Here is a 24,981-nt window from a genome sequence, read left to right as displayed (position 1 = left end):
TGGATGTCGGTGCAACGACGGGAACATGCGTCGTTGCGTGCCCAGGTTTTTCGTCGGCCGCCGTATTCGGCGACCTCGGTCAAACATGGTAGCGGGGGCAGGATTTGAACCTGCGACCTTCGGGTTATGAGCCCGACGAGCTGCCAGACTGCTCCACCCCGCAGCAGAAGCGAAATTATGATGAATACGCTGGTGCATTGCAAGCCTTGTCATGCACCAAGTTGAAACATCGCGTTCATCACGCGTGCCGGCGATGCCTGCAGGCGGGATACCTCATTCAAACCGGGAGCCGACCTCAGCCGGCGAAGGCCAGCCTGCACCACGCCATGATCGGGTTCCAGGCCACGCCCAGCGCCAGCAATGCGAGCGCGTTCACGCCGAACACCAGCGGCACCACGCGGTCCGCGCGCGGCGGCGGGATCTCGCCGACCGGCTCGTCGAAGTACATCACCTTGATCACGCGCAGGTAGTAGAAGGCACCGATCACCGCGCACAGCACGCCGACGATGGCCAGCCACAGGAAACCGCCATTGACGGCCGCACCCAGTACGACCAGCTTCGCCCAGAAGCCCAGGAACGGCGGTACGCCGGCCAGCGACGCCATCACGCACAGCACCAGACCGGCCTGCCACGGGTTGCGCGCGTTCAGGCCCTTGAAGTCGTCGATCCGGTCGGCCTCGAATCCCTGCCGGGACAGCACGATGATCGCGCCGAACGCCGCCGCCGACATGATGGCGTAGCTGATCGCATAGAACAGGGCTGCCGAATAACCCGTTTCGCCGCCGCCAGCGAAGCCGACCAGCAGGAAGCCGACATGCGATACGGTCGAGTAGGCCAGCATGCGCTTGAGGTTGGTCTGCGCGATGGCGATGACGTTGCCGATCACCAGCGACGCGGCCGCGAGTCCGGCCAGCAGCCACTGCCACTGCTCGGCCGCCGGGCCGACACCGTCCTGCAGCAGGCGGAACGCCATGCCGAACGCGGCCAGCTTCGGCGCCGCGCTGATGAACAGCGTCACCGGCGTCGGGGCACCGTGGTAGACGTCGGGCAGCCACATGTGGAATGGCGCCGCGCCCAGCTTGAAGGCCACGCCAGCGACCATGAACACCACGCCGGTCAACAGCAGCATGCGCTGGTCGCCGCCACCGCCAAGCGCATTGCCCGTGGCATCGAAGATCGCCGGCAGGTGCAGCGAACCGGTCGCACCATAGACCAGCGACATGCCGTACAGCAGCAGGCCCGACGCCAACGAGCCCAGCACGATGTACTTCATCGCCGCCTCGGCCGACAGGCCATCGTCGCGGTTCAGCGCGACCAGCGCGTAGGAACACAGCGCCAGCAGTTCCAGGCCCAGGTACACCATCACCAGGCTGCCGGCGGACACCATCATCATCATGCCGGCGGTGGCGAACATCACCAGCACCGGTGCTTCGCCCGGATACAGATTGCGCTCGCGCAGGTAGGGCCAGCCGTAGACCAGCGACAGCGCGCTGACCGCGACGATCACCACCTTGCTGACATCGGCCAGCGTATCGCGCACGAACATGCCGCTGAACGCACTGCCCTGCCCGCCCACGCCCGTGGCCAGCATCCACACCACGGCGGCCATGACGACGAGCGCCAGGGCATGCGTGATGATGCGGCGGGAGTTGTCGAGGAACAGGTCCAGCATCAGCAGCGCGAACGCGCCGCCGATCAGGGTCAGCTCGGGCAGCAGCGGCTGCAGGTCGGCGGCGGAGATGGGCATCGGCGTCGTCATGGTTCTTCCTTACAGCTTGCTGTTGGCGAGCTGCATCGCCAGTTGCGCGATCGACGGTTCCATCAGGTCGGTCAGCGGCTTGGGATACACGCCCAGCGCCAGCACGCAGACGGCGAAGCCGCCGAGCACGAGCGACTCGCGCAGGGACACGTCCTTCAGTTCGGCCACGTGCGCGTTCGCCACGTCGCCGAGGATCACGCGCTTGACCAGCCACAGCGTGTAGGCGGCACCTATCACCAGCGTGGTCGCGGCGAAGAACGCGATGAGCGGATGCTGCTGGAAGCTGGCCAGGATCACCATGAACTCGCCGACGAAACCGCTGGTGCCCGGCAGGCCCGAATTGGCCATGCCGAACAGGATGAAGAACGCACCGAACCACGGCATCGTGTTGATGACGCCACCGTAGTCCTTGATCATTCGGGTGTGCATGCGGTCGTACAGCACGCCGACGCAGGTGAACATCGCGCCGGAAATGAAACCGTGGCTGATCATCTGCACCATCGCACCCTGCAGGCCGAGCCGCGCACCGTCCAGGTTGCCGTAATCGCGCACCAGGCTGAAGGCGATGAAGATGCCGAGGGTGACGAAGCCCATGTGCGAGACCGACGAGTAGGCGATCAGCTTCTTCATGTCGTCCTGCACCAGTGCCACCAGGCCCACGTAGACCACGGCGATCAGCGACAGCACGATGACGAACATGGCCCATTCGTGGCCTGCATCCGGCACGATCGGCAGGCTGAAGCGCAGCAGGCCGTAGCCGCCGATCTTCAGCGCGATCGCCGCCAGGATCACCGAACCGGCCGTGGGCGCCTCGACGTGCGCATCCGGCAGCCAGGTATGCACCGGGAACATCGGGATCTTCACGGCGAAGGCGATCAGGAAGGCGAAGAACAGCCACGTCTGCTCTTTCGCATCCAGCGGCATCGCGTAAAGGTCCGCCAACTGGAAGCTGCCGCCCTTGATGTACAGGTACACCAGGCCGACCAGCATCAGCACCGAGCCGAGGAACGTGTACAGGAAGAACTTCAGCGAGGCATAGATGCGACGCGGGCCGCCCCAGACACCGATGATCAGGAACATCGGGATCAGCATCGCCTCGAAGAACACGTAGAACAGCATCGCGTCGCTGGCCGCGAAGATGCCGTTGGTCAGGCCTTCGAGGATCAGGAACGCGGCCACGTACTGGGCGACGCGCTTGTTCACCGAACCCCACGCACCCGCCAGCGTCAGCACGGTGATCAGCGTATTGAGCAGCAGCAGCGCCACCGCGATGCCGTCGGCACCGAGGTTGTAATGGATATCGAAGCTCGGGATCCACGCGTGGCGCTCGACGAACTGCAGGCCCGGATCGGCGTAGTTGAACCAGGTCAGCAGGCCGACGCTGAAGACGAAGGTCAGCACCGCGACCGCCAGGCCCAGCCAGCGGGCGACGTCCGCGCGGGCGTTCCCCACGGCGAGCACCAGCGCACCGCCCAGGATGGGCAGCCAGATCAGAACACTAAGCAGGGGCCAGTTCGACACGTTGTGTTATCCGTTGAGTTCTTCGCCAGGACGCTCTGGGAGGAGCGACGCCAGGTCGTTACTGCCAAAACTTGATGACGACGCCCAGCAGCAGGATCAAGCCGATGATCATCGCGAATGCGTAGTGGTACAGGTAGCCGGACTGGGTCTTGCGCAACAGTTGCGCGCCCAGGTCGACCAGTTTCGCCGTGCCATTCACGGCCGCGCCATCGATCACGTAGGTATCGAAGGCGCGCGAAGCCTTGCCGAGCTTCACGCCGCCGCCGGCGAACCCGTTGATCCACAGATGGTCGGCCCAGTACTTCTTGTCCAGGATGTTGGTCAGGAAGGCACCGACGGTGCTGCGACGCATCTTGCCCGGCAGCTCCGGCTTGAACAGGTAGAGGAAGGTCGCCAGCAGGAAGCCGCCCAGTGCCAGCCAGAACGGTGACATCTGCATGCCGTGGATCGCATACCGCACCGGCCCGTGCCAGAACTCGTCCTTCAGCGCCATCACTGTGTCACGGGGCGACAGCGCGACGCTCGGATCGATGCGCAGGAAGTCGATCGCACCCAGGAAGAACGGCGTCACTTCATGGTGGCCGCTCCAGTCGGTACCGAACAGCATCGGCCCGATGGTGAAGAAGCCGATGAAGATCGAGGGGATCGCCAGCAGTACCAGCGGCACCGTCACGACCCACGGCGATTCGTGCGGTTCGTGTGCGCCATGGTGGCCGTGATCGTCGTGCGCATGATCGTGATGCGCATCGTGACCGTGGTCGTCATGGGCGTCGCGGAACCGTTCCTTGCCATGGAACGTCAGGTACAGCAGCCGGAAACTGTAGAAGCTGGTGACGAACACGCCCAGCAGCACCGCCCAGTAGCCGTAGGTGGCAATCCACTCGCTCGGACCGCTGATGCCCTGGGCTGCCATCACGCCCATCTCGGCCACTTCCCTGCCTACCTCGTGCGCCACGTGCTGGTGGTGCGCCGCGGCCTCGATGATGGTGTCCTTCGAGTAGAAGCCCGAGAAGAACGGCGTACCGACCAGTGCCAGCGTGCCGACCAGGCTGGTGATCCAGGTGATGGGCATGTACTTGCGCAGGCCACCCATCTTCCGCATGTCCTGCTCGTGGTGCATGCCGATGATGACCGAGCCGGCCGCCAGGAACAGCAGCGCCTTGAAGAAAGCGTGCGTCATCAGGTGGAACACGGCCGCCGAGTAGGCGGACACGCCCAGCGCCACCGTCATGTAACCCAGCTGCGACAGCGTGGAGTACGCGACCACGCGCTTGATGTCGTTCTGCACGATGCCGATCAGGCCGGTGAACAACGCGGTGGTCGCGCCGATGAACAGCACGAAGTCCAGCGCGGTCTGCGACAGTTCGAACAGCGGCGACATGCGCGCCACCATGAAGATGCCGGCGGTCACCATCGTGGCGGCATGGATCAGCGCCGAGATCGGGGTCGGGCCTTCCATCGAATCCGGCAGCCACACGTGCAACGGCACCTGCGCCGACTTGCCCATGGCACCGATGAACAGGCAGATGCAGGTCAGCGTGGCCATCGACCAGATCATCGGCTGGTCGAGCACCTGCCAGGTGTGGCCGAACAGGGTGACGGCACCGGACCACACCGGCACGGCCTTGCCGGCCAGCATTGGCGTGTTGGCGAACACCGTGGCGTAGTCGAGCGTGCCGAACATCAGCAGCACGCAGCCGATGCCGAGCAGGAAGCCGAAATCGCCCACACGGTTGACCAGGAACGCCTTCATGTTGGCGAAGATCGCCGTCGGGCGCTTGAACCAGAAGCCGATCAGCAGGTAGGACACCAGGCCCACCGCTTCCCAGCCGAAGAATAGCTGCAGGAAGTTGTTGCTCATCACCAGCATCAGCATGCTGAAGGTGAACAGCGAGATGTAGCTGAAGAAGCGCTGGTAACCCGGGTCCTCCGCCATGTAGCCGATCGTGTAGACGTGCACCAGCAGCGACACGAAGGTCACCACGACCATCATCATCGCGGTCAGCTTGTCGATCATGAAACCGACATGGCCGTTGATGTTGCCCACCTCGAAGAAGGTGTACAGGTTCTCGTTGAAGGGCGACGCGCCCTGCGCCACCAGTTGGTACAGCACCCAGCACGACAGCACGCAGCTGGTCGCCACGCCCAGGATGGTCGCCGTGTGCGCGCCCGCGCGGCCCACGAAACGGCCGAACAGGCCGGCGATGATGCTGCCCAGCAGCGGCGCCAGCACGATGGTCAGCAGCACGTTCTTGGAAAGGAGGACTTCCATACCGGTCATCGGTGCATCAGCCTTTGAGCGTGTCGACTTCGGCCACGTTGATCGTGCGCCGGGTGCGGAACAGGGTGACCAGGATCGCCAGGCCGATGGCGGCCTCGGCGGCGGCCACGGTGAGGATGAAGAAGACGAAGATCTGGCCGGCCGCATCGCCCAGTTCGCGCGAGAACGCGACGAAGTTGATGTTCACGGACAGCAGCATCAGTTCGATCGACATCAGCAGGACGATGACGTTCTTCCGGTTGAGGAAGATGCCCGCCAGGCTGATGCAGAACAGCACGGCGCCAAGCGCCAGCAGGTGGCCTACGGAAATCATGCCTTGCCCTCCCCTTCCACCGGCTCACCGGCCGGTGTTTCGCGCACCGGCTTCTCCGCCGGCATCGACACCAGGCGGATGCGGTCGCTTGCCTTGACCCGCGACTGCTCGCCCGGGTCCTGCGTCTTGATGCCGGTGCGCTTGCGCAACGTCAGCATCACGGCGGCCACCACGGCCACGGTCAGGATGACGGCGGCGAACTCGAACGGCAGCAGGAACTCGGTGAACAGCGTGCGCGCCAGCCAGGCCGTATTGGATACGTCGGCAGCGGCCGATGCGGCGTTGTCCGGGAACGGCACGGCGCTGCGCGCCTTGATGCCGATCAGCACCAGCATCTGCGCCAGCATCACCAATGCGACCACCAGGCCGACCGGAAGGAACTTCACCCAGCCCTCGCGCAGCGCGTCGATATCGATGTCGAGCATCATCACCACGAACAGGAACAGCACCATCACCGCGCCCACGTAGACGAGGATCAATGCGACGCCGAGGAACTCCGCGCCGACCAGCAGCCAGATGCAGGCCACCGAGAAGAACGTCAGGATGAGGCACAGCACGGCATGCACCGGGTTGCGCACGCTGATCACCGCGCCGGCGGCGATGACCGCGACGGTGGCGAAGGCGTAGAAACTGATCAGGACCCAATCCATGCTTCGGACCTCAACGGAAAGCGGCGTCGGCGGCGCGGCGCTCGGCGATCTCGGCTTCCAGCCGGTCTCCGATCGCCAGCAACTGCGGCTTGGTGACGATGTTCTGCCCGCGCTTGTCGAAGTGGTACTCCAGCACGTGCGTTTCCACGATCGAGTCCACCGGGCAGCTTTCCTCGCAGAAACCGCAGTAGATGCACTTGAACAGGTCGATGTCGTAACGCGTGGTGCGACGGGTGCCGTCCTCGCGCGGGGCCGAGTCGATGGTGATCGCCAGCGCGGGGCACACGGCCTCGCACAGCTTGCAGGCGATGCAGCGTTCCTCGCCGTTCGGATAGCGGCGCAGCGCGTGCAGGCCACGGAAGCGCGGCGACTGCGGGAACTTCTCCATCGGGTACATCAGCGTGTACTTCGGCTTGAAGGTGTACTTCAGCGTCAGCCACAGGCCCTGGAGCAGTTCCAGCAGCATCAGGCTCTTGAAGTAGTGCACAACCTTGCTCATGTCTTACACACCCTTCTCGAACACGCCGAAGAACACCATCAATGCCGTCACCGCGATCCATACGATGGTCAGCGGAATGAACACCTTCCAGCCCAGGCGCATGATCTGGTCGTAGCGGTAGCGCGGGAAGCTGGCGCGGAACCAGATGTAGGCGCTGGCGAAGAACAGCACCTTCAGCAGCAGCCACGGCCAGCCGCCCACCCAGATCCAGTTGATCCACGGCGAGACGTCGGCGGTGATCCAGCCCTGCAGCGGACTCAGCCAGCCGCCCAGGAAGAACAGCGCCACCAGGAAGCTGACCAGGATCATGTTGGCGTATTCGGCCAGGAAGAACAGCGCGAACGCCGCACCCGAATACTCGACCATGTGGCCGGCGACGATTTCCGATTCGCCCTCCACCACGTCGAACGGCGAGCGGTTGGTTTCGGCGACGCCGGACACCCAGTACACGATGAACAGCGGGAACAGCGGCAGCCAGAACCACTCGAAGAAACCGGAATCACCGGCCTGCGCCATCACGATGTCGGTCAGGTTGAGGCTGCCGGCGGCGATCAGCACGCCGACCAGGGCGAAACCCATCGCGATCTCGTAGCTGACCACCTGCGCCGCGGAGCGCATGGCACCGAGGAAGGCGTACTTCGAGTTCGAGGCCCAGCCGGCGATGATGATGCCGTACACACCGAGCGAGGTCATCGCCAGCAGGTACAGCAGGCCGGCGTTGGCGTTCGACAGCACCAGTTGGTAGTCGAACGGCACCACCGCCCACGCGGCGAAAGCCGGCGCCAGCGTGATCAGCGGCGCCAGGATGTACATCGTCTTCTGCGCGCTGCTGGGCTGGATGATCTCCTTGAACAGCAGCTTGAAGACGTCGGCGAAGGCCTGGAAGATGCCCATGCCCACGTACATCGGCCCATGGCGCACGTGCATCCAGCCGATCAGCTTGCGCTCCCACACCACGTAGAACGCTACCGAAATGATCACCGGCATGGCGATCGCCAGGATCTTCAGCACGATCCACAGCACCATGCCGATGTCGCCCAGCCCGAAGAACCACTCGCGCAGGGGACCGACCGCATTGATCAGCAATTCGTTCATGCGCCCACCACCGTGACACGTCCGGCGCCCAGCGGCGCCGTGGCCCCGTAGCCGCTCTCGATCCAGGCGACGCCCGCGGCGACGCGGGCATCCACCACCACCGGCAGCGCGGCCGTGCCGATGCCGTTGCCGACCTTCGCCACCTGGCCTTCGGCGACGCCGGCAGCCTGCGCATCGGCGGGATTCAGCACGATGCGGTCACCCACGTTCAGCGGGTGCGCCTGCAGCGCTTCGGCGCGGCGGACGGTACCGTCCGTGCGGTAGATCGCCGCGGTGACGGCCAGCTCCAGGCCCTGCCCGTTACCGGTCGGCGCTGCCGACGTCGACACCGCGACCGCCTTGGCGTCGGCGATGGCCTCGCGCGCACCGGCGATGTCGGTGAACTCGAAACCGGCCAGCTGCAGCTCGCCACCCAGCGCACGCAGCACCTTCCAGCCGTCGCGTGCCTCGCCCGGCAACTTGCCGGCGGCCTGCGTGCGCTGGTCCTTGCCATCCAGGTTGGTCAGCGTCGCGTCGATCTCGGGCAGCAGGCCGATCGGCAGGATCACGTCCGCCACGTCACGCGTCGACTTGCAGGCGAAGTGGCTGAACGCCACGACCTTGGCCGAGGCCAGCGCGCGCGAAGCGGCCGGCGTGTCGGCGAAGTCCAGGCCCGGCTCGATGCCGTAGATGACATACGCGCTGCACGGCTCGGCGAACATGCCGGCCACGTCGCGCCCGGTCGGCAGCACGCCACGGCGCGCCAGACCGACCGCGTTCGCACCCTGCGGAATGCGGCACAGCGACGCATCGGTCGCACCGGCGAACGCGGCGACAGCGGCGCGCAGCGCGGCGGCCTGCGGATGGTTCTCGGCGATACCACCGACGATCACGACGGCACGGTTGGCCGCCTTGGCGACGTCGCGCAGCGCGACATCGTCCAGCGCATCGCCGAGCTTCGACGGCGCCACGATCTGCTTGCCTGCGATGCTGAAAGCGAAATCGAAGTCGACCGGGTTGACCACATGTACCCTGGCGCCCTTGTTGACGGCCTTGCGGATGCGCTGGTGCAGCAGCGGCAGCTCGTGGCGGACGTTGGTGCCGAAAAGCACGATGACGTCAGCCTGCTCGATCTCCGCCAGCGGCAGCGCGAACGGTTCGGCGACGGCGCCATCGGAGAAGTCGCGGTTGTTGATGCGATGGTCCAGGTTGCCGGTGCCGAGGCCGCCGGCGAGCTTGGCCAGCAGGCCGCCCTCCTCGTTCGACACCGCCGGATGCACCAGCACGCCCAGGCTGTCGCCGCGACTGGCGCGCAGGATCTCGGCAGCGGCCGCCAGGCCTTCGGCCCACGACACTTCGCGCCACTCACCGTTGACCTTCTGCAGCGGCTTCACCGCGCGGTCGTCGGCGTACAGGCCCTGGTGCGAATAGCGGTCGCGGTCCGACAGCCAGCATTCGTTGACCGCCTCGTTTTCGCGCGGCACGGTGCGCAGCACCTGGCCACGGCGCGAGTGGTAAAACACGTTGGAACCCATCGCATCGTGGAAGCCGACGGATTCGCGCGCGATCAGTTCCCACGGACGGGCGCGGAACTGGAACACCTTGTTGGTCAGCGCGCCTACCGGGCACACGTCGATGACGTTGCCGGAAATCTCGGTGGTCAGCGGCTTGCCGTCGTAGGTGCCGATCTGCAGGTTCTCGCCGCGGTACATGCCGCCCAGCTCGTAGGTGCCGGCGACGTCCGCGGTGAAGCGCACGCAGCGCGTACACTGGATGCAGCGGGTCATCTCGGTGGCGACCAGCGGACCGATGTCCTCGTCCGGCACCACGCGCTTGCGTTCCTGGAAACGGCTGACCGAACGGCCGTAACCCAGCGACAGATCCTGCAGTTCGCACTCGCCGCCCTGGTCGCAGATCGGGCAGTCCAGCGGATGGTTGATCAGCAGGAATTCCATCACGTTGCGCTGCGACTTCAACGCCTTGTCGCTGCGCGTGGCGATCTTCATGCCATCCATCACCGGCGTGGCGCAGGCCGGTGCCGGCTTCGGCATCTTCTCCACTTCGACCAGGCACATGCGGCAGTTCGCGGCGATCGGCAGCTTCTCGTGGTAGCAGAAGCGCGGGATCGGGATGCCGGCCTTGTCGGCCGCCTGGATGATCATCGAACCCTTCGGTGCCGCCAGTTCCACGCCGTCGATGAAGACGGTCACGTGGTCAGGCGGCAGGCCAGGATTCACGGGCTGCGCACTCATGCGGCCACCTTGCTTTCAACGACCGTGCCGGCGCGCTGGTCGTCGACCAGGAAGCGCTTGTTGACGATCGCGTATTCGAATTCGTGCCAGTAGTGGCGCAGGAAGCCCTGCACCGGCCACGCGGCGGCTTCGCCGAACGCGCAGATGGTATGGCCTTCGATCTGGCCGGCGGCCGCCCGCAGCATGTGCAGGTCGTCCAGCGTTGCTTTCTGCTCGGCGATGCGGGTCAGCATGCGGTACATCCAGCCAGTGCCTTCACGGCACGGCGTGCACTGGCCGCAGCTTTCCTTGTAGTAGAAGCGCGCGATGCGCTGGCACGCACGCACCATGCAGGTGGTGTCGTCCATCACGATGACCGCGCCCGAGCCCAGCCCGGAGCCGGCCTTCTGGATGGCGTCGTAGTCCATCGTCAGGCCCATCATCACCTCGCCCGGCAGCACCGGCATCGAGGAACCGCCCGGAATGACGGCCTTGAGCTTGCGGCCTTCGCGCATGCCGCCGCACAGTTCGAGCAGGTCGGCGAACGAGGTACCCAGGCGGATCTCGTGGTTGCCCGGCCTGGCGACGTGGCCGGAGACCGAGAAGATCTTGCAGCCGCCGTTGTTGGGCTTGCCAAGGTTCATGAACCACTCGGCGCCGTTGCGCACGATCGCCGGCACCGACGCATACGTCTCGGTGTTATTGATCGTGGTCGGCTTGCCGTACAGGCCGAAGTTGGCCGGGAACGGCGGCTTGAAGCGCGGCTGGCCCTTCTTGCCTTCCAGCGACTCCATCAGCGCGGTCTCTTCGCCGCAGATGTAGGCACCCGCGCCCAGCGCGTTGTACAGGTCGATGTCCACGCCCGAACCGAGGATGTTCTTGCCCAGCCAGCCGTGCCTGTAGGCCTCGGCGGTGGCTTCTTCCAGGTGCTCGAACGGCTCGTGGTGGAACTCGCCGCGCAGGTAGTTGTAGCCCACGGTCGAACCGGTGGCGTAGCAGGCGATCGCCATGCCCTCGATCACCGCGTGCGGGTTGTAGCGCAGGATGTCGCGGTCCTTGGCGGTGCCCGGCTCGGATTCGTCCGAGTTGCAGAGGATGTACTTCTGCATGTCGCCCTTCGGCATGAAGCTCCACTTCAGGCCGGTGGGGAAGCCCGCGCCACCGCGACCGCGCAAGCCGGACTGCTTGACCATCTCGACGACGTCGGCCGGCGGGATCTTCTCTTCGATGATCCGGCGCAGCGCGGCGTAACCGCCGGTCTTCAGGTAGTTCTCGTACGACCACGGCTTGTCGAAATGCAGCGTGGTGTAGACGGCCTGGTGCTCCTTGGGAGCTGGGCCGACCGGGCCGTAGCCCTCTGAGTAGTGTGAATGGCCTGCCATGCGCTTACTCCAGCCCGTCCAGCAGTTCGTCGACCTTGGCCGGCGTCAGCTTCTCGTGGTAGTGACCGTTGATGACCACGACCGGCGCACCGCAGCAGGCGGCGACGCACTCTTCTTCGCGCTTCAGGTACACGCGGCCGTCGGCCGTCGATTCGCCCAGCTTGCAGCCCAGCTTCTGCTCGGCATGCGCCACCAGGTCCTGCGCGCCGTTGAGCCAGCAGCTGATGTTGGTGCAGAAGGCGACGTTGTTGCGGCCGACCTTCTCGGTCTCGAACATCGAGTAGAAGCTGGCGACTTCGTACGCCCACACCGGCGGCAGGTCGAGGTACTTGGCGACCGCGGCGATCAGCTCGTCGGTCAGCCAGCCATCGTTCTGTTCCTGCGCGGCATGCAGGCCCTGCAGCACCGCGGAACGCTTGCGGTCCGGCGGGAACTTGGCCAGCCAGTGATCGATGTGCGCGCGCGTCCTGTCACTCAACGCCACCAGCGGATCGACGTGCTGCGCCGCTTCGAAATTACCCGTGGCCCTCATCGGTCCACCTCACCAAAGACAAGATCATAGGTACCGATCATCGCGACGACGTCGGGGAGCATGTGGCCGCGCACGATCTCGTCCATCGAGGACAGGTGCGCGAAGCCCGGCGCGCGCAACTTCACGCGGAAGGGCTTGTTGGCGCCGTCGGACACCAGGTAACAGCCGAACTCGCCCTTCGGCGCTTCGACCGCGGCGTAGGTCTCGCCGGCCGGCACGCAGTAGCCTTCGCTGAAGAGCTTGAAGTGGTGGATCAGCGCTTCCATGTCGTCCTTCATCTCCTCGCGGGAGGGCGGCGCGACCTTGAAGTTCTGCACCATGACCGGGCCGGGGTTGGCCTTCAGCCACTTCACGCACTGCTGGATGATGCGGTTGGACTGGCGCATCTCGGCGACGCGGACCAGATAACGGTCGTAGCAGTCGCCATTGACGCCGACGGGGATGTCGAAATCGACGACGTCGTACTTCGCGTACGGCTGCTTTTTGCGCAGGTCCCAGGCGATGCCCGAGCCGCGCAGCATGGCGCCGGTCATGCCGAGCGCACGCGCCTGTTCCGGCGACACCACGCCGATGCCGACGGTGCGCTGCTTCCAGATGCGGTTGTCGGTCAGCAGCGTCTCGTATTCGTCGACGCGCTGCGGGAACGACTGGGTGAAATCCTCGAGGAAGTCGAGCAGCGAACCTTCGCGGGCCTGGTTGAACTGCTTCAGCGCCTTGCCCTTGCGCCAGGGCGATTCCTTGTACTTCGGCATGCGGTCCGGCAGGTCGCGGTAGACGCCACCCGGACGGTAGTACGTGGCGTGCATGCGCGCACCGCTGACCGCCTCGTAGCAGTCCATCAGCTCTTCGCGTTCGCGGAAGGCGTAAAGCATCACCGCCATCGCGCCGAGATCGAGCGCGTTGGAGCCGATCCACATCAGGTGGTTCAGGATGCGGGTGATCTCGTCGAACATCGTGCGGATGTACTGCGCACGCTCCGGCGCCTCGATCCCCATCAGGGTTTCGATGGCGCGCACGTAGGCGTGCTCGTTGCACATCATCGACACGTAGTCGAGGCGGTCCATGTAGCCGATCGACTGGTTGAACGGCTTGGACTCGGCCAGCTTCTCGGTGCCACGGTGCAGCAGGCCCACGTGCGGGTCGGCACGCACGATGGTCTCGCCGTCCATCTCCAGGATCAGGCGCAGCACGCCGTGCGCGGCCGGATGCTGGGGACCGAAGTTCAGCGTGTAGTTGCGGATTTCCTGCTTGCTTTCGGCAGGATTGCTGGCGAACGCGACGCCGGATTGCGGATTGCTCATGCCTTGCCCTCGCGCGCGGCCTGCTCGCCGGCGGCGGTCTGGTAGCGGGCGTCGTCGCGGATCACGCGCGGCACGCCGACGCGCGGCTCGACCGAGGTGACCGGCTCGTACACCACGCGCTTCTTCTCTTCGTCGTAGCGGACTTCGACGTTGCCGATCAGCGGGAAGTCCTTGCGGAACGGATGGCCGACGAACCCGTAGTCGGTCAGGATGCGGCGCAGGTCCGGATGGCCTTCGAAAATGATGCCGTACAAGTCGAACGCCTCGCGCTCGAACCAGTTCAGGCCCGGCCATACGTCGCACAGCGACGCCACCACCGGCAGGCCATCGTCCGGCGCGAAGCAGCGCACGCGCACGCGACGGTTGTGCTGGTAGGACAGCAGATGCAGCACGACGGCGAAACGGTTCGGACGGACCGGGTCGCGCGGGCGCTGGTCCCAGTTGAAGCGACCCGGACCAAAGCCTTCGACGCCACGGCTGAAGCCTTCGGACGACACGTCGGCGGTATCCCACTCGGCGCTGCCGTAGCCCAGGTAGTCCACGCCGCTGACGTCGACGGCCTGCTCGAACCCGAACTCGTCGCGCAGCGCCAGGCAGACCGCGTGCCAGGAGGCGGACGGCACTTCCAGGGTGACTTCGCCGCGCGGCTCGGCGACGCTGACCGTCGCGTCGGCGAAACGCGCGCGCAATTGGTCGGTGAAGTTTGCAGCTTGCTCAGCCATGGGGCGTGGCGTGCTCTAGAAAGGGATGTCAGGGGGAAGAGGACTCAGCGCGCGATGGTCTGCGTGCGCCAGATCTTCTTCTGCAACTGCAGGATGCCGTACACCAGCGCCTCGGCGGTGGGCGGGCAACCGGGCACGTACACGTCCACCGGCACCACGCGATCGCAACCGCGCACCACCGAGTACGAATAGTGGTAGTAACCGCCGCCGTTGGCGCAGCTGCCCATCGAGATGACCCACTTCGGCTCGGGCATCTGGTCGTAGACCTTGCGCAGCGCCGGGGCCATCTTGTTGACCAGGGTGCCGGCGACGATCATCACGTCGGACTGGCGCGGCGACGGGCGGAACACCACGCCGTAGCGGTCCAGGTCCAGGCGCGACGTACCGGCGTGCATCATCTCCACCGCGCAGCAGGCCAGGCCGAACGTCATCGGCCACATCGAGCCGGTACGCGCCCAGTTCATCAGCGCGTCGACGCTGGTGGTCACGTAGCCCTTTTCCAGCAGCGGGTTGTCGCCTTCGGGGCGCAGGATGTCGTCCACCCGCCCTTCCGGGATCGGGTTGTTCATCAGACGGTCGACGGTCTGGATCACTCCCATTCGAGCGCTCCCTTCTTCCACACGTAAATGAAGCCGAGGAACAGCATGCCCACGAACAGGCCCATCGTGACCAGCGCACGCGGACCCAGCTCCTGGAACACCAGCGTCCACGGAACGATGAAGATGATTTCCAGATCGAAGACGATGAACTGGATGGCGATCAGGTAGTAGCGCACGTCGAACTTCATGCGCGCGTCTTCGAAGGCCTCGAAGCCGCATTCGTACGGGGACAGCTTCTGCGCGTCGGGACGACGCGGACCCAGGAAGCGACCCGCCACCATCAGCGCGATGCCGATGCCGGTGGCGACGATCAGGAACAACAGGGTGGGCAGGTAATTGGCCAGCACTCGCTTGTCTCTCTTGTCCTATCCGCCGGCGCGCACGACGCGGCACGGCATGAATGGGGCTGCTTCGCCCGCCCGCGGCCCGGGCCGCGTGCGACCCGTGGCGCGACCACCGGGCCCATCTTCTGCGGGAACCCTTCCGCAACACGTACCGGGCACCCGATGAATCGGCGGGATTGTAACGGTTCGTGAACTCGCTAGTAAACGATTACCGGCGCTTATGGCCGCACTCGGCAAAAGAAAAAACCCGCCGGAAGGCGGGTTTTTTCGATGCGGAAGCGACGTTGCCGCCGATCCGCCATGTTGGTGCCCAAGAGGGGACTCGAACCCCTACGACTTTCGCCGCTACCACCTCAAGGTAGTGCGTCTACCAATTCCGCCACCTGGGCTTTGAAACCTGTGCGACGCGTTGCGCGCGTCGCCATTGTAGCCGGGCTCAGCCGCCCTGCGGCGGCGTCACCGGCGGCGTTTCCGCCGATGGAGCCGTTTGCTGCGGCGCGGCCGGAACGCTGCCGGCCGGCGCGGCGGGCGCCTGCTGGATCGGCGTGCTCGGCACCGTCGACGGCTTGGGCAGTTCGCCCGCCGGCGCCGCGGGTGCCGCCGGCAGCTGCGACATCACGCCGAGGTTCTGCTGGGTGGTCGGCCGCGCACTGTGTGTCGCGTACCACGCCATGAACAGGCTGATGCCGAAAAACGTGATGGCCAGCCACTTGGTGCTCTTGGACAGGAAGTTGGACGCGCCCCGCGCGCCGAACACCGTGCCCGACGCGCCGCCGCCGAAGCCCGAACCCGCCTGGGCGCCGGAACCGCGCTGCATCAGCACCAGCGCGATGATGGCGATGGCCACCAGCACGTAAACCACATTCAGGATCAACATCCACATTTGGAATCAGTCTCAACCGGTTGAGTCGTCCGGCCCCGAGGGAACCGGTCTTGCCGGGGTTATCCCCGACCGGCCGCCGCCTGCGCGATGGCCAGGAAATCCCGGGCGACCAGGGAAGCGCCGCCCACCAGCCCTCCATCGACATCGGGCTGCGAGAACAGTTCCGCGGCGTTGTCGGGCTTCACGCTGCCGCCGTACAGGAGGGGCAACGAGCCGGCGATTCTAGCATCGCGCGCGGCGACTTCGCCACGGATGAAGGCGTGCACGTCCTGCGCCTGCGCCGGCGTGGCGGTCAGACCGGTACCGATGGCCCACACCGGCTCGTAGGCCACGACAGCATTTTCGAACGCCTGCGGGCCGGCCAGGTCGAACACCGCCTGCAGCTGCTTCTGGATGCGGAACTCGGTCTGCCCGTCCTTGCGCTGCTGCTCGGTCTCGCCCACGCAGAGCACCGGGACCAGGCCGGCGTTCTTCGCGGCCACGAACTTCTTCGCCACCAGTTCGCTGCTTTCGTCGTGGTACTGGCGGCGCTCGGAATGCCCCACCAGGCCGTAGCGCGCGCCTACGTCCACCAGCATCGCGGCACAGACTTCGCCGGTGTAGGCGCCCTTTTCATTGCTGCTGACATCCTGCGAGCCGAAGGCCACGCCGCGGTCGCCGTAATCCTCGATCAGCTCGCCCAGGTAGGGCAGCGGCGGCAGGATCAGCAGGTCCACGCCGTCCAGCGGCAGGCCTGCGACCAGTTCATCCATCAGCGCCGTCGCGAAATCGCGGGTGCCATGAAGCTTCCAGTTGCCGGCCACGAGCTTGCGACGCATAAGACCAATTCCTGTCCAGTTCGAGGCCGCGCAGTCTAGCCGATGTTGGCCGGCGCACCTACCCGCCGCGCTATCGTGGACGCCATCCACGCACCGCAGGACCCTGCCATGCCCGCCGCCTCCCCCGCTCCACCCTCCGGCTATGCCCTCGTCACCGGAGCCTCCAGCGGGATCGGCGAGCAGATCGCCCGCGAATACGCACGACGCGGCGTGCCGCTGGTGCTGACGGCACGCCGCGTGGACCGGCTGCAGGCGCTGGCGACCGAGTTGCAGGCGCAGGTCCCGGTGGAAGTGGTCGCAGCCGATCTCGCCGATCCCACAGCCCCCGCGGCGTTGGTGGCCGAACTGGAAAGACGCGGCGTGAAGATCCGCATCCTGGTCAACAACGCCGGCTACGGCATGCCCGGCCGCTACCGGAGCAGCGAGTGGGCGGACCACGCCGCGTTCCTGCAGGTGATGGTCACCGCGGTATGCGAACTGACATGGCGACTGCTGCCTTCGATCCGCGCCTCCGGCGAGGGCCGCATCCTCAACATCGCCTCGTTCGCCGCGCTGATGCCCGCCGCCGACGGACAGACGCTGTATGCGCCTGTGAAAGGCTTCCTCGTGAAATTCAGCGAGGCGCTGGCGCTGGAGAACACCGACCGTGGCGTGCAGGTCAGCGCGCTGTGCCCCGGCTTCACTTACTCGGAATTCCACGACGTCACCGGCACCCGCGCGCGCATGCGGGTCTCGCCCACGATGTGGCTGCAGGCCGCGGACGTGGCGCGTGCCGGCATCGAGGGCAACGAGCGTGGCGACGTGCTGGTGGTGCCTGGCTGGCGTTATCGCCTGCTGCACGCGATCGTGAAGCTGCTGCCGCACCGCCTGGCGATGGGAATGATGGCCAAGAATTCCCGCAAGGTGCGTCCCCTGGATTAAGCAGACCGGAAACGCACGCCGCCGGGATATCCCGGCGGCGTGGCGGCGCGCGATGGCGGGCCGGGGCCCGCCCTATTTCAGTTTGATCTCGCGCAGGCGTTCTTCCAGATAGCCCTGCGCCGTGATCGGCTCGGCGTAGCGGCTCGGATTGTCCGGCGTGATCGTGGACGGCAGCACATCGATCAGGAAGTCCGGGTTCGGATGCAGGAAGAACGGCACCGAATAACGCGGCTGGCGCGCCTGTTCACCGGGCGGATTGGTTACGCGATGCGTGGTCGACGGGTACACGTGGTTGGTCAGGCGCTGCAGCATGTCGCCGATGTTGACCACGATGGTGTCGGCGTCCGAAGTGAACGGTACCCACTCGCCCTGCTTCGAACGCACTTCCAGGCCAGCGGCGCTGGCGCCGACCAGCAGCGTGATCAGGTTGATGTCTTCGTGCGCACCGGCGCGCACGTTCGGAATGTCGTCGGCGGTGATCGGCGGGTAATGGATCGGCCGCAGGATCGAGTTGCCGGAATCGGTCTTGTCGGCGAAGTAGGTTTCCGGCAGGCCGATGTGCAGCGCCAGCGCCGACAGCACCCGCGAACCCAACTGGTCCAGCGCCTGGTACAGGGCATAGCCGTGCTCGCGGAAGCCGGGCACTTCGTCGGGCCACAGGTTCGGCGGCATCACATCGCGGTACTTGGAGTCGTCCGGGATCTCGCGCCCGATGTGCCAGAACTCCTTGAGGTCGAAATGCTTGGAGTCCTTCGCGGTCTCCACGCCGAACGCCGTATAGCCGCGCGCGCCTCCGCTGCCGGGCACGTGATAGCGCTGCTTGGCATCGTCGGACAGCGCGAAAAAACGCTTGAACACGTCGTAGGCGGCATCGATCTGCGCCTGCGGGATACCGTGGTTGCGGATGCCGGCGAAACCCCATTCGCGATACGCCGCGCCGAGTTCGGCCACGAAGGCCTCGCGGTCGGTATCGAAACGGGTGATGTCCAGCGTGGGGATTCGGGCACTCATGCACTCTGCTCCAACAGGGGAAAGGCGCGGGAGGCCGTTGGACCGTCACCACGCCGGAGGTTCATTGATTCGGCTTACGCCGCTGCGGCGGCGCGCACGGCCTCGGCCAGGGTTTCCAGCGTGCGCTTCACCAGGGCGTCGTCGTCCGCCTCGACGGTGACGCGCACCACCGGCTCGGTGCCGGACGGACGCAGGAACGCGCGACCGCGTCCCGAGACAGCCGCCTGGGCCTGCACCAGCGCGGCCTGCACGCTGGCCGCCTCGGTCGGCCGGGCGCCCTTGGCCAGCTTCACGTTGATGGTCTTCTGCGGCAGCATCGTCAGGCCATCCAGCGCGTCGCGCAGCGTTACCTTGCTTCGCTTCAATGCTTCCAGCACCTGCAATGCCGCGATGATGGCATCGCCGGTGGTGGTGCGGTCCAGGCACAGCAGGTGGCCGGAGGCTTCGCCGCCGAGCACCGCATTGCCCTCGACGAGCGCCTGGTGCACGTAGCGGTCGCCGACCTTGGTGCGGACGAACGGAATCTCGAGCTTGCCCAGTGCGCGCTCCAGGCCATAGTTGGTCATCAGCGTGCCGACCACCGGGCCACGCAGGCGGCCGATGGTCTGCCAGTCGCGCGCCAGCAGATAGATCAGCTGGTCGCCGTCCACCGGCGCGCCCTGCCCGTCCGCCATCAGCACGCGATCGCCGTCGCCATCGAATGCGATGCCGAGATGGGCGCCTGTTTCGCGGACCTTCGCGGCCAGGCTGTCGATGTGCATGGAACCCACGCCATCGTTGATGTTGATGCCGTTCGGCTCCGCGCCGATGGTGACCACGTCGGCGCCCAGTTCGCGGAACAGCAACGGCGCGATGTGGTACGTCGCGCCATGCGCGCAGTCCAGCACCAGCTTCATGCCCTTCAGGTCGAAGCGGCGCGGCACGCTGGCCTTGCAGAACTCCATGTAGCGACCGACCGCGTCGCGCGTGCGGATCGCCTTGCCCAGCTTGTCGGATTCGGCGGTGAAGAACGGCGCATCCAGTGCCGCCTCAATGGCGGCCTCGGTGGCGTCGTCCAGCTTCTCGCCTTCGGCGGAGAAGAACTTGATGCCGTTGTCGTAGTGCGGGTTGTGCGAGGCGCTGATCACGATGCCGGCGTCGGCACCCAGCGTGCGGGTCAGGAAGGCGACGGCCGGCGTCGGCATCGGGCCCATCAGCTGCACATCGGCACCCGCGGCGACCAGACCGGCCTCCAGCGCGGCCTCGAACATGTAGCCGGAAATGCGCGTGTCCTTGCCGATCACCACCACCGGGCGCGTGTCGCCGGCCTTCTCGCACAGCACGCGTCCCAGGGCATTGCCGAGGCGCAGGACGAAATCGGCCGAGATCGGACTGGTGCCGACGCGGCCACGGATGCCATCCGTACCGAAATACTTGCGGCTCATGCGGTCACCAGTTCGCTGTCCTCGGGCTTCGGCTGTCGCATCATCAACGCCAGCAGGTCCGCCAGCCGGTCACGCATTTCGCGGCGGTCGCAGATCTGGTCGATCGCGCCGTGCGCGACCAGGAACTCGGAACGCTGGAAACCTTCCGGCAGCGTCTCGCGCACGGTCTGCTCGATCACGCGCGGGCCGGCGAAGCCGATCAGCGCTTCCGGCTCGGCCAGGTTGATGTCGCCCAGCATCGCGAAGCTGGCCGATACGCCGCCGGTGGTCGGGTGCGTCATCACCGAGATGTACGGCAGGCCGGCCTCGCGCAGGCGACCGAGTGCGGCCGAGGTCTTGGCCATCTGCATCAGCGAGAACAGGCTTTCCTGCATGCGCGCACCGCCGCTGGCGGAGAAGCACACGAACGGCGAACCGATCTCGAGCGCCTTCTCGGCACCCAGCGAGAAGCGTTCACCGACCACCGAGCCCATCGAGCCGCCCATGTAGGCGAAGTCGAACGAACTGGCGACCAGGTCGCGGCCCTTCAGGGTGCCCTGCAGCGTGATCAGCGCGTCGCGCTCGCCGGTGCTCTTCTGCGCGGCCTTGATGCGGTCGGCGTACTTCTTCTGGTCCTTGAACTTCAGCACGTCGGTCGGACCGAGCGCGGCGCCGATTTCGCGCGTGCTGCCCGGATCGAACAGCGCCGCCAGACGGGCGCGGGCGCGGATCGGCATGTGGAAGCTGCACTTCGGGCAGACCTCCAGGTTTTCCTCCAGCTCCGGCCGGTACAGCACCGCGCCGCAGCGGTCGCATTTTTCCCACAGCCCCTCGGGGACGCTGCGTTTGCTCTTGCCCGCGTTGCCTTCGGTGCGGATGCCCGACGGCATCAGTTTGCTGAGCCAGCTCATGCGTGGTCTTGCTGCCTGCCCCTGGCGGGGCCTCATGGATTAGCGCGGCAGTTTAGCTCAGTCGTCCATGCACAGCCGTACGGTGCCTCAGCCGTCCAGTGCCGCCCTCAACGGGGCCAGGAAAGCCGATGCCCGCGACGGGGCGTCTGCGCCCGCATCGGCCAGTGCGGCCACCAGCGCGCTGCCGACCACGACGCCATCGGCATCGGTCGCCATCGCACGGGCGCTGTCGGCGTCCCGGATGCCGAACCCCGCCACCACCGGCACGCGCGAATCCGCCCGCAGCAGCTTCAGGCGTTCACCGGCCGCAGCGGTATCCAGCCGCTCGGAGGCCCCCGTCACGCCGGCGAAACTGACGTAGTAGAGATAGCCCTGCGCGGCTTCGCACAGCATCCGCAGCCGCTCGGGCGAGGTGGTCGGCGAGGCCAGGGCGATCAGCGCCAGTCCCTCGCGGTCGAACACCGCACGCGTCTGTTCGGCTTCCTCGGGCGGCAGGTCGACCAGCAGCACGCCATCGACCCCGGCGGCGACCGCCTCGCGGGCGAAGCGCTCGGCGCCGTGGATCTCCACCGGGTTCAGGTAGCCCATCAGCACGATCGGCGTGCCGTCGTCCTGCTGGCGGAACACCTCCACCGCTTCCAGCACGTAACGCAGGCCGGCACCGCGTGCCAGCGCGCGCTCGGAGCTGCGCTGGATGACCGGGCCATCCGCCATCGGGTCGGAAAACGGGACGCCCAGTTCGATGACGTCGGCGCCAGCCGCGACCAGCGCATGCATCACGGGCACCGTGGATTCCAGCGAGGGATCGCCGGCGGTGATGAACGGCACCAGCGCCTTGCGGCCGGCGGATTTCAGTTCGGCGAATTTCTGTTCGAAACGGGACATGGCGTGCTCAGAGTGTTCGATGGGTCGGCCGTTGCAGGAGAGCCTTCAGCCCCGACCGCTGCCGCATCCACGGTGGGGCTGAAGCCCCGACCGCAGGGTTACAGGGTGATGCCTTCGCGGGCAGCGATGGTGTGCACGTCCTTGTCGCCGCGACCGGACAGGTTGCACAACACCAGTTGGTCCTTCGGCAGGTCACGCGCCAGCTTGATCGCCTGGGCGACGGCGTGGCTGGACTCCAGCGCGGGCAGGATGCCCTCGGTGCGGGTCAGGCGATGGAAGGCGGCCAGTGCCTCCTCGTCGGTGATACCGACATATTCGGCGCGGCCGCTATCTTTCAGGAAAGCGTGTTCCGGCCCGACGCCCGGGTAATCCAGGCCGGCGGAAATCGAATGCGTTTCGATGATCTGCCCGTCGTCGTCGCAGATCACGTAGGTGCGGTTGCCATGCAGCACGCCCACGCGGCCGGCCGACAGCGACGACGCGTGGCGACCGGTCTCGATGCCATCGCCTGCGGCTTCGGCACCGACGATGCGCACGCCCGGATCGTTGAGGAAGGCGTGGAACAGACCGATGGCGTTGCTGCCACCACCGACGCAGGCGGTGATCGCGTCCGGCAGGCGGCCGTAATCGGCCAGCATCTGCGCCCTCGCCTCGCGGCCGACGATGGCGTTGAAGTCGCGGACCATGCGCGGATACGGATCCGGGCCGGCGACGGTACCGATGATGTAGAAGGTGTCATGCACGTTGGTCACCCAGTCGCGCATCGCTTCGTTCAGCGCGTCCTTCAACGTGGCCGACCCACTGGTCACCGGCACCACCGTCGCGCCAAGCAGCTTCATGCGGTAGACGTTGATCTTCTGCCGCTCGATGTCGGTGGCCCCCATGTAGACCACGCATTCCAGGCCCAGCCGCGTGGCGACGGTGGCGCTGGCGACGCCGTGCTGGCCGGCGCCGGTCTCGGCGATGATCCGCTTCTTGCCCATGCGGCTGGCCAGCAGCGCCTGCCCGATGGTGTTGTTGATCTTGTGCGCGCCGGTGTGGTTCAGGTCCTCGCGCTTGAGCAGGATCTGCGCGCCGCCCACTTCGCGACTCAGCCGCTCGGCGTGGTAGATCGGGCTGGGCCGGCCGACGTAATGCTTCAGGTCCTTGTCGAATGCCGCGATGAAGGCCGGATCGACGCGCGCGGTGTCGTAGGCGGCGGACAACGCCTGCAGCGGCCCGATCAGGGTTTCGGCGACGAAGCGACCGCCGTGCCGGCCGAAATGGCCGCGGGCGTCGGGATAGGCGTGGTAATCGGCGGGCGTGGACATGGGAGGGGACCGGAGAAACGAGCCGTCACTCTAGCGCACGGGTCGTGGCCCGAAAATCAATGAAATATCACCAACCAGTGACTTAAACTCACGCCATGTCGCGTCCCCTGCCCCCACTCAACGCCCTGCGTGCCTTCGAGGCCGCCGCCCGCTGGGGCAGCGTGAGCCGGGCCGCCGGCGAGTTGCACGTCACCCACGGCGCTGTCAGCCGGCACATCCGTACGCTGGAAACCGCGCTGGGCCGGTCGCTGTTCGTCCGCGATGGCCGCGGCCTGGCGCTGACGGCGGATGGCCTGCGGCTGCGCGACCTGGCAGGCGAGGCCTTCTCGGCCCTCCAGGCCGGCTGGGCCACGTTGCAGCGCGACCGGCGCCCCGCGGCCTTCGTACTCGGCTGCCCGGGCAGTCTGCTGGCACGGTGGGTGATTCCCCGGCTGGAACCGCTGGCCACCGATCTTCCCGACCTGAAACTGCACCTGTCGGCGCAGGAAGGCGGCTTCGATGCCGCATTGACCGGACTGGATGCGGCCTTGTTGCTGGGCGAAGCACCATGGCCGCCGGGATGGGACGTGCATCCACTGGCTCCCGAACGGATCGGCCCCGTCGTCAGTCCCCGCTATGCCGGATTCGCCCGGTTGCAGCAGGCGTCCGCCGGCGCGCTGCTGGACGAGGCGGTCCTGCATACCGCGTCGCGACCGCAGGCGTGGCCGCGCTGGTTCGACGCCCATGGACTGGACCCCGCCGCACTGCGCCCTGGCGCCGGCTTCGACCACCTGACCTACCTGCTGGAAGCCGCCGCCGCCGGCCTCGGGGTCGCGATCGCCCCGCGCGAGCTGGTCCAGGCGGACCTGGACAGCGGACGGCTGGTTGCGCCGTGGGGCTTCGTCGACACCGGCGGCGAATGGGCGCTCTGCGCCGTGCGTGGCAACGACGATCCCCGAATCGCCGCGCTGGCAGCCTGGTTGCGCGCCACGCTGGCCTGACGTCAGGCGCGGAGGTCGGCCTCGCGCACGGCGTCGACGAAGCGGCGCATCTTCTCGGCGTCCTTGATGCCCGGCGCGGTCTCGAGTCCGCTGGACACATCCACGCCCCACGGTCGGGCGGTGCGCAATGCCAACCCCACGTTCTCGGGCGACAGGCCACCGGCGAGCAGGAACGGCTTGTCGGTCGAGGTCGGCATGCGCCGCCAGTCGAAGCGCTGGCCGCTGCCGCCCTGCTCGCCGGCCGCATGGCCATCGAACAGGAAACCGGACGCGCCCGGATACGCCGACAGGCTGGCGAACACGCTGTCGTCCTGCCCGCCCATCGCGATCGCCTTCCAGAACGGCCGACCGAACGAGACGGCGAGAGCATCGTCCTCCGCCCCATGGAACTGCAACAGGTCCGGCTGCACCGATTCGACGATCTGCTCCACGTCGCCACGCGGGTTGTCCATCACCAGCGCCACCACCGCGATCTCCTCCGGCACCAGTTCGCGCAGCATGCGCGCCTGCCCGAGCAGCAGCCGGCGCGGACTGTGCGGCGCGAACACCAGCCCCACGTAATCCACGCCCAGTTCCACCGCCAGGCGGACGTCCTCGGCGCGGGTCAGTCCGCAGAACTTGATGCGCGTATGCATGGCCGAAGGGTAACCC

General features: G+C 66.6%; 24 protein-coding genes and 2 tRNA genes. 2 read left to right on the top strand and 24 right to left on the bottom strand.

All coding sequences use genetic code 11. The features are described from left to right. Nucleotides 1–86: 86 nt before the first annotated feature. From V7060_RS08340 to tpiA, 18 genes are all read right to left on the bottom strand, one after another. Nucleotides 87–163 (bottom strand) — tRNA-Met (locus tag V7060_RS08340). Nucleotides 164–295: 132 nt separating this feature from the next. After that, nucleotides 296–1,759 (bottom strand): NADH-quinone oxidoreductase subunit NuoN, encoded by a 1,464-nt coding sequence (nuoN, locus tag V7060_RS08335; RefSeq protein WP_334178776.1) that lies wholly within the window; start codon nt 1,757–1,759, stop codon nt 296–298. A gap of 9 nt (nt 1,760–1,768) precedes the next feature. Next, nucleotides 1,769–3,280 carry an NADH-quinone oxidoreductase subunit M gene (locus V7060_RS08330; protein ID WP_334178775.1) on the bottom strand — a complete coding sequence of 504 codons (1,512 nt, stop codon included), beginning with the start codon at nt 3,278–3,280 and terminating at the stop codon, nt 1,769–1,771. Between the two features lie 58 nt (nt 3,281–3,338). Then, nucleotides 3,339–5,552, bottom strand: coding sequence for an NADH-quinone oxidoreductase subunit L (gene nuoL / locus V7060_RS08325; RefSeq protein ID WP_334178774.1), 2,214 nt, complete (start codon nt 5,550–5,552; stop codon nt 3,339–3,341). A gap of 16 nt (nt 5,553–5,568) precedes the next feature. Beyond that, complete coding sequence (gene nuoK / locus V7060_RS08320) at nt 5,569–5,874, bottom strand: NADH-quinone oxidoreductase subunit NuoK (RefSeq protein ID WP_056881218.1); 306 nt, start codon at nt 5,872–5,874, stop codon at nt 5,569–5,571. After that, nucleotides 5,871–6,524, bottom strand: coding sequence for an NADH-quinone oxidoreductase subunit J (locus V7060_RS08315; protein ID WP_334178773.1), 654 nt, complete (start codon nt 6,522–6,524; stop codon nt 5,871–5,873). The genes nuoK and V7060_RS08315 overlap by 4 nt, the downstream gene beginning before the upstream one ends. A 10-nt stretch (nt 6,525–6,534) precedes the next feature. Then, on the bottom strand, nt 6,535–7,023 hold the full coding sequence (gene nuoI / locus V7060_RS08310) for an NADH-quinone oxidoreductase subunit NuoI (RefSeq protein WP_162108528.1): 489 nt from the start codon (nt 7,021–7,023) through the stop codon (nt 6,535–6,537). A 3-nt stretch (nt 7,024–7,026) separates the two neighbouring features. Beyond that, nucleotides 7,027–8,118 (bottom strand): NADH-quinone oxidoreductase subunit NuoH, encoded by a 1,092-nt coding sequence (nuoH, locus tag V7060_RS08305; protein ID WP_334178772.1) that lies wholly within the window; start codon nt 8,116–8,118, stop codon nt 7,027–7,029. Continuing rightward, the gene (nuoG, locus tag V7060_RS08300; RefSeq protein WP_334178771.1) at nt 8,115–10,349 is read right to left on the bottom strand and encodes an NADH-quinone oxidoreductase subunit NuoG; all 2,235 of its coding nucleotides are present in this window, start codon (nt 10,347–10,349) and stop codon (nt 8,115–8,117) included. Before nuoG ends, nuoH begins: the two co-directional genes overlap by 4 nt. After that, complete coding sequence (gene nuoF / locus V7060_RS08295) at nt 10,346–11,710, bottom strand: NADH-quinone oxidoreductase subunit NuoF (protein ID WP_334178770.1); 1,365 nt, start codon at nt 11,708–11,710, stop codon at nt 10,346–10,348. Before nuoF ends, nuoG begins: the two co-directional genes overlap by 4 nt. Nucleotides 11,711–11,714: 4 nt before the next feature. Continuing rightward, complete coding sequence (nuoE, locus tag V7060_RS08290; protein ID WP_334178769.1) at nt 11,715–12,242, bottom strand: NADH-quinone oxidoreductase subunit NuoE; 528 nt, start codon at nt 12,240–12,242, stop codon at nt 11,715–11,717. Next, nucleotides 12,239–13,543 (bottom strand): NADH-quinone oxidoreductase subunit D, encoded by a 1,305-nt coding sequence (locus V7060_RS08285; RefSeq protein WP_334178768.1) that lies wholly within the window; start codon nt 13,541–13,543, stop codon nt 12,239–12,241. The genes nuoE and V7060_RS08285 overlap by 4 nt, the downstream gene beginning before the upstream one ends. Then, nucleotides 13,540–14,265 (bottom strand): NADH-quinone oxidoreductase subunit C, encoded by a 726-nt coding sequence (locus V7060_RS08280; RefSeq protein ID WP_334178767.1) that lies wholly within the window; start codon nt 14,263–14,265, stop codon nt 13,540–13,542. The genes V7060_RS08285 and V7060_RS08280 overlap by 4 nt, the downstream gene beginning before the upstream one ends. Nucleotides 14,266–14,309: 44 nt before the next feature. After that, nucleotides 14,310–14,864, bottom strand: coding sequence for an NADH-quinone oxidoreductase subunit B (locus V7060_RS08275; protein WP_055943825.1), 555 nt, complete (start codon nt 14,862–14,864; stop codon nt 14,310–14,312). After that, the gene (locus V7060_RS08270; RefSeq protein WP_055943822.1) at nt 14,855–15,211 is read right to left on the bottom strand and encodes an NADH-quinone oxidoreductase subunit A; all 357 of its coding nucleotides are present in this window, start codon (nt 15,209–15,211) and stop codon (nt 14,855–14,857) included. Before V7060_RS08270 ends, V7060_RS08275 begins: the two co-directional genes overlap by 10 nt. Before the next feature lie 301 nt (nt 15,212–15,512). Then, a tRNA-Leu gene (locus tag V7060_RS08265) sits at nt 15,513–15,597 on the bottom strand. Between the two features lie 47 nt (nt 15,598–15,644). Then, the gene (gene secG / locus V7060_RS08260; RefSeq protein WP_334178766.1) at nt 15,645–16,091 is read right to left on the bottom strand and encodes a preprotein translocase subunit SecG; all 447 of its coding nucleotides are present in this window, start codon (nt 16,089–16,091) and stop codon (nt 15,645–15,647) included. Between the two features lie 59 nt (nt 16,092–16,150). Continuing rightward, entirely contained in the window at nt 16,151–16,909 is a 759-nt protein-coding gene (tpiA, locus tag V7060_RS08255; protein WP_334178765.1) for a triose-phosphate isomerase, read from the bottom strand. A gap of 108 nt (nt 16,910–17,017) precedes the next feature. Between tpiA and V7060_RS08250 the strand changes: the two genes are divergently transcribed. Then, nucleotides 17,018–17,830, top strand: a complete 813-nt coding sequence (locus V7060_RS08250) for an SDR family oxidoreductase (RefSeq protein WP_334178764.1) — start codon at nt 17,018–17,020, stop codon at nt 17,828–17,830. 72 nt (nt 17,831–17,902) lie between these two features. On the opposite strand, the gene V7060_RS08245 is transcribed toward V7060_RS08250, so the two are convergent. The 5 genes from V7060_RS08245 to trpB all read right to left on the bottom strand — a co-directional run bounded on the left by V7060_RS08245 (nt 17,903) and on the right by trpB (nt 23,350). Next, a complete protein-coding gene (locus V7060_RS08245; protein ID WP_334178763.1) occupies nt 17,903–18,841 on the bottom strand; it encodes a 2-oxoglutarate and iron-dependent oxygenase domain-containing protein in 939 nt (312 codons plus the stop codon). A gap of 74 nt (nt 18,842–18,915) precedes the next feature. Then, entirely contained in the window at nt 18,916–20,265 is a 1,350-nt protein-coding gene (gene glmM / locus V7060_RS08240) for a phosphoglucosamine mutase (protein ID WP_334178762.1), read from the bottom strand. Then, nucleotides 20,262–21,155: an acetyl-CoA carboxylase, carboxyltransferase subunit beta gene (accD, locus tag V7060_RS08235; RefSeq protein ID WP_299343042.1), complete on the bottom strand. Its 894-nt coding sequence runs from the start codon at nt 21,153–21,155 to the stop codon at nt 20,262–20,264. Before accD ends, glmM begins: the two co-directional genes overlap by 4 nt. 87 nt (nt 21,156–21,242) lie before the next feature. After that, nucleotides 21,243–22,040 (bottom strand): tryptophan synthase subunit alpha, encoded by a 798-nt coding sequence (gene trpA / locus V7060_RS08230; RefSeq protein ID WP_334178761.1) that lies wholly within the window; start codon nt 22,038–22,040, stop codon nt 21,243–21,245. 98 nt (nt 22,041–22,138) lie between these two features. Further along, nucleotides 22,139–23,350, bottom strand: a complete 1,212-nt coding sequence (gene trpB / locus V7060_RS08225; protein WP_334178760.1) for a tryptophan synthase subunit beta — start codon at nt 23,348–23,350, stop codon at nt 22,139–22,141. A 95-nt stretch (nt 23,351–23,445) separates the two neighbouring features. On the opposite strand from trpB, the gene V7060_RS08220 reads away from it, so the two are divergent. Continuing rightward, nucleotides 23,446–24,330 (top strand): LysR family transcriptional regulator, encoded by an 885-nt coding sequence (locus V7060_RS08220; protein WP_334178759.1) that lies wholly within the window; start codon nt 23,446–23,448, stop codon nt 24,328–24,330. 2 nt (nt 24,331–24,332) lie between these two features. Here V7060_RS08220 and V7060_RS08215 read toward each other — a convergent pair whose 3' ends face one another. Then, the gene (locus tag V7060_RS08215; RefSeq protein WP_334178758.1) at nt 24,333–24,965 is read right to left on the bottom strand and encodes a phosphoribosylanthranilate isomerase; all 633 of its coding nucleotides are present in this window, start codon (nt 24,963–24,965) and stop codon (nt 24,333–24,335) included. Nucleotides 24,966–24,981: the final 16 nt, after the last annotated feature.

Origin of the sequence: Pseudoxanthomonas sp., from assembly GCF_036845285.1 — a bacterium.
Lineage (GTDB): Bacteria > Pseudomonadota > Gammaproteobacteria > Xanthomonadales > Xanthomonadaceae > Pseudoxanthomonas_A.
This window is presented reverse-complemented; position numbering and strand designations above follow the sequence as displayed.

What these genes read in the sequence shown, in the direction of transcription:
- nuoN (WP_334178776.1), bottom strand. Translation starts at nt 1,759, where the DNA reads ATGACGACGCCGATGCCCATCTCCGCCGCCGACCTGCAGCCGCTGCTG.
- nuoL (WP_334178774.1), bottom strand. Translation starts at nt 5,552, where the DNA reads ATGGAAGTCCTCCTTTCCAAGAACGTGCTGCTGACCATCGTGCTGGCG.
- nuoK (WP_056881218.1), bottom strand. Translation starts at nt 5,874, where the DNA reads ATGATTTCCGTAGGCCACCTGCTGGCGCTTGGCGCCGTGCTGTTCTGC.
- V7060_RS08315 (WP_334178773.1), bottom strand. Translation starts at nt 6,524, where the DNA reads ATGGATTGGGTCCTGATCAGTTTCTACGCCTTCGCCACCGTCGCGGTC.
- nuoI (WP_162108528.1), bottom strand. Translation starts at nt 7,023, where the DNA reads ATGAGCAAGGTTGTGCACTACTTCAAGAGCCTGATGCTGCTGGAACTG.
- nuoH (WP_334178772.1), bottom strand. Translation starts at nt 8,118, where the DNA reads ATGAACGAATTGCTGATCAATGCGGTCGGTCCCCTGCGCGAGTGGTTC.
- nuoG (WP_334178771.1), bottom strand. Translation starts at nt 10,349, where the DNA reads ATGAGTGCGCAGCCCGTGAATCCTGGCCTGCCGCCTGACCACGTGACC.
- nuoF (WP_334178770.1), bottom strand. Translation starts at nt 11,710, where the DNA reads ATGGCAGGCCATTCACACTACTCAGAGGGCTACGGCCCGGTCGGCCCA.
- nuoE (WP_334178769.1), bottom strand. Translation starts at nt 12,242, where the DNA reads ATGAGGGCCACGGGTAATTTCGAAGCGGCGCAGCACGTCGATCCGCTG.
- V7060_RS08285 (WP_334178768.1), bottom strand. Translation starts at nt 13,543, where the DNA reads ATGAGCAATCCGCAATCCGGCGTCGCGTTCGCCAGCAATCCTGCCGAA.
- V7060_RS08280 (WP_334178767.1), bottom strand. Translation starts at nt 14,265, where the DNA reads ATGGCTGAGCAAGCTGCAAACTTCACCGACCAATTGCGCGCGCGTTTC.
- V7060_RS08275 (WP_055943825.1), bottom strand. Translation starts at nt 14,864, where the DNA reads ATGGGAGTGATCCAGACCGTCGACCGTCTGATGAACAACCCGATCCCG.
- secG (WP_334178766.1), bottom strand. Translation starts at nt 16,091, where the DNA reads ATGTGGATGTTGATCCTGAATGTGGTTTACGTGCTGGTGGCCATCGCC.
- tpiA (WP_334178765.1), bottom strand. Translation starts at nt 16,909, where the DNA reads ATGCGTCGCAAGCTCGTGGCCGGCAACTGGAAGCTTCATGGCACCCGC.
- V7060_RS08250 (WP_334178764.1), top strand. Translation starts at nt 17,018, where the DNA reads ATGCCCGCCGCCTCCCCCGCTCCACCCTCCGGCTATGCCCTCGTCACC.
- V7060_RS08245 (WP_334178763.1), bottom strand. Translation starts at nt 18,841, where the DNA reads ATGAGTGCCCGAATCCCCACGCTGGACATCACCCGTTTCGATACCGAC.
- glmM (WP_334178762.1), bottom strand. Translation starts at nt 20,265, where the DNA reads ATGAGCCGCAAGTATTTCGGTACGGATGGCATCCGTGGCCGCGTCGGC.
- accD (WP_299343042.1), bottom strand. Translation starts at nt 21,155, where the DNA reads ATGAGCTGGCTCAGCAAACTGATGCCGTCGGGCATCCGCACCGAAGGC.
- trpA (WP_334178761.1), bottom strand. Translation starts at nt 22,040, where the DNA reads ATGTCCCGTTTCGAACAGAAATTCGCCGAACTGAAATCCGCCGGCCGC.
- trpB (WP_334178760.1), bottom strand. Translation starts at nt 23,350, where the DNA reads ATGTCCACGCCCGCCGATTACCACGCCTATCCCGACGCCCGCGGCCAT.
- V7060_RS08220 (WP_334178759.1), top strand. Translation starts at nt 23,446, where the DNA reads ATGTCGCGTCCCCTGCCCCCACTCAACGCCCTGCGTGCCTTCGAGGCC.
- V7060_RS08215 (WP_334178758.1), bottom strand. Translation starts at nt 24,965, where the DNA reads ATGCATACGCGCATCAAGTTCTGCGGACTGACCCGCGCCGAGGACGTC.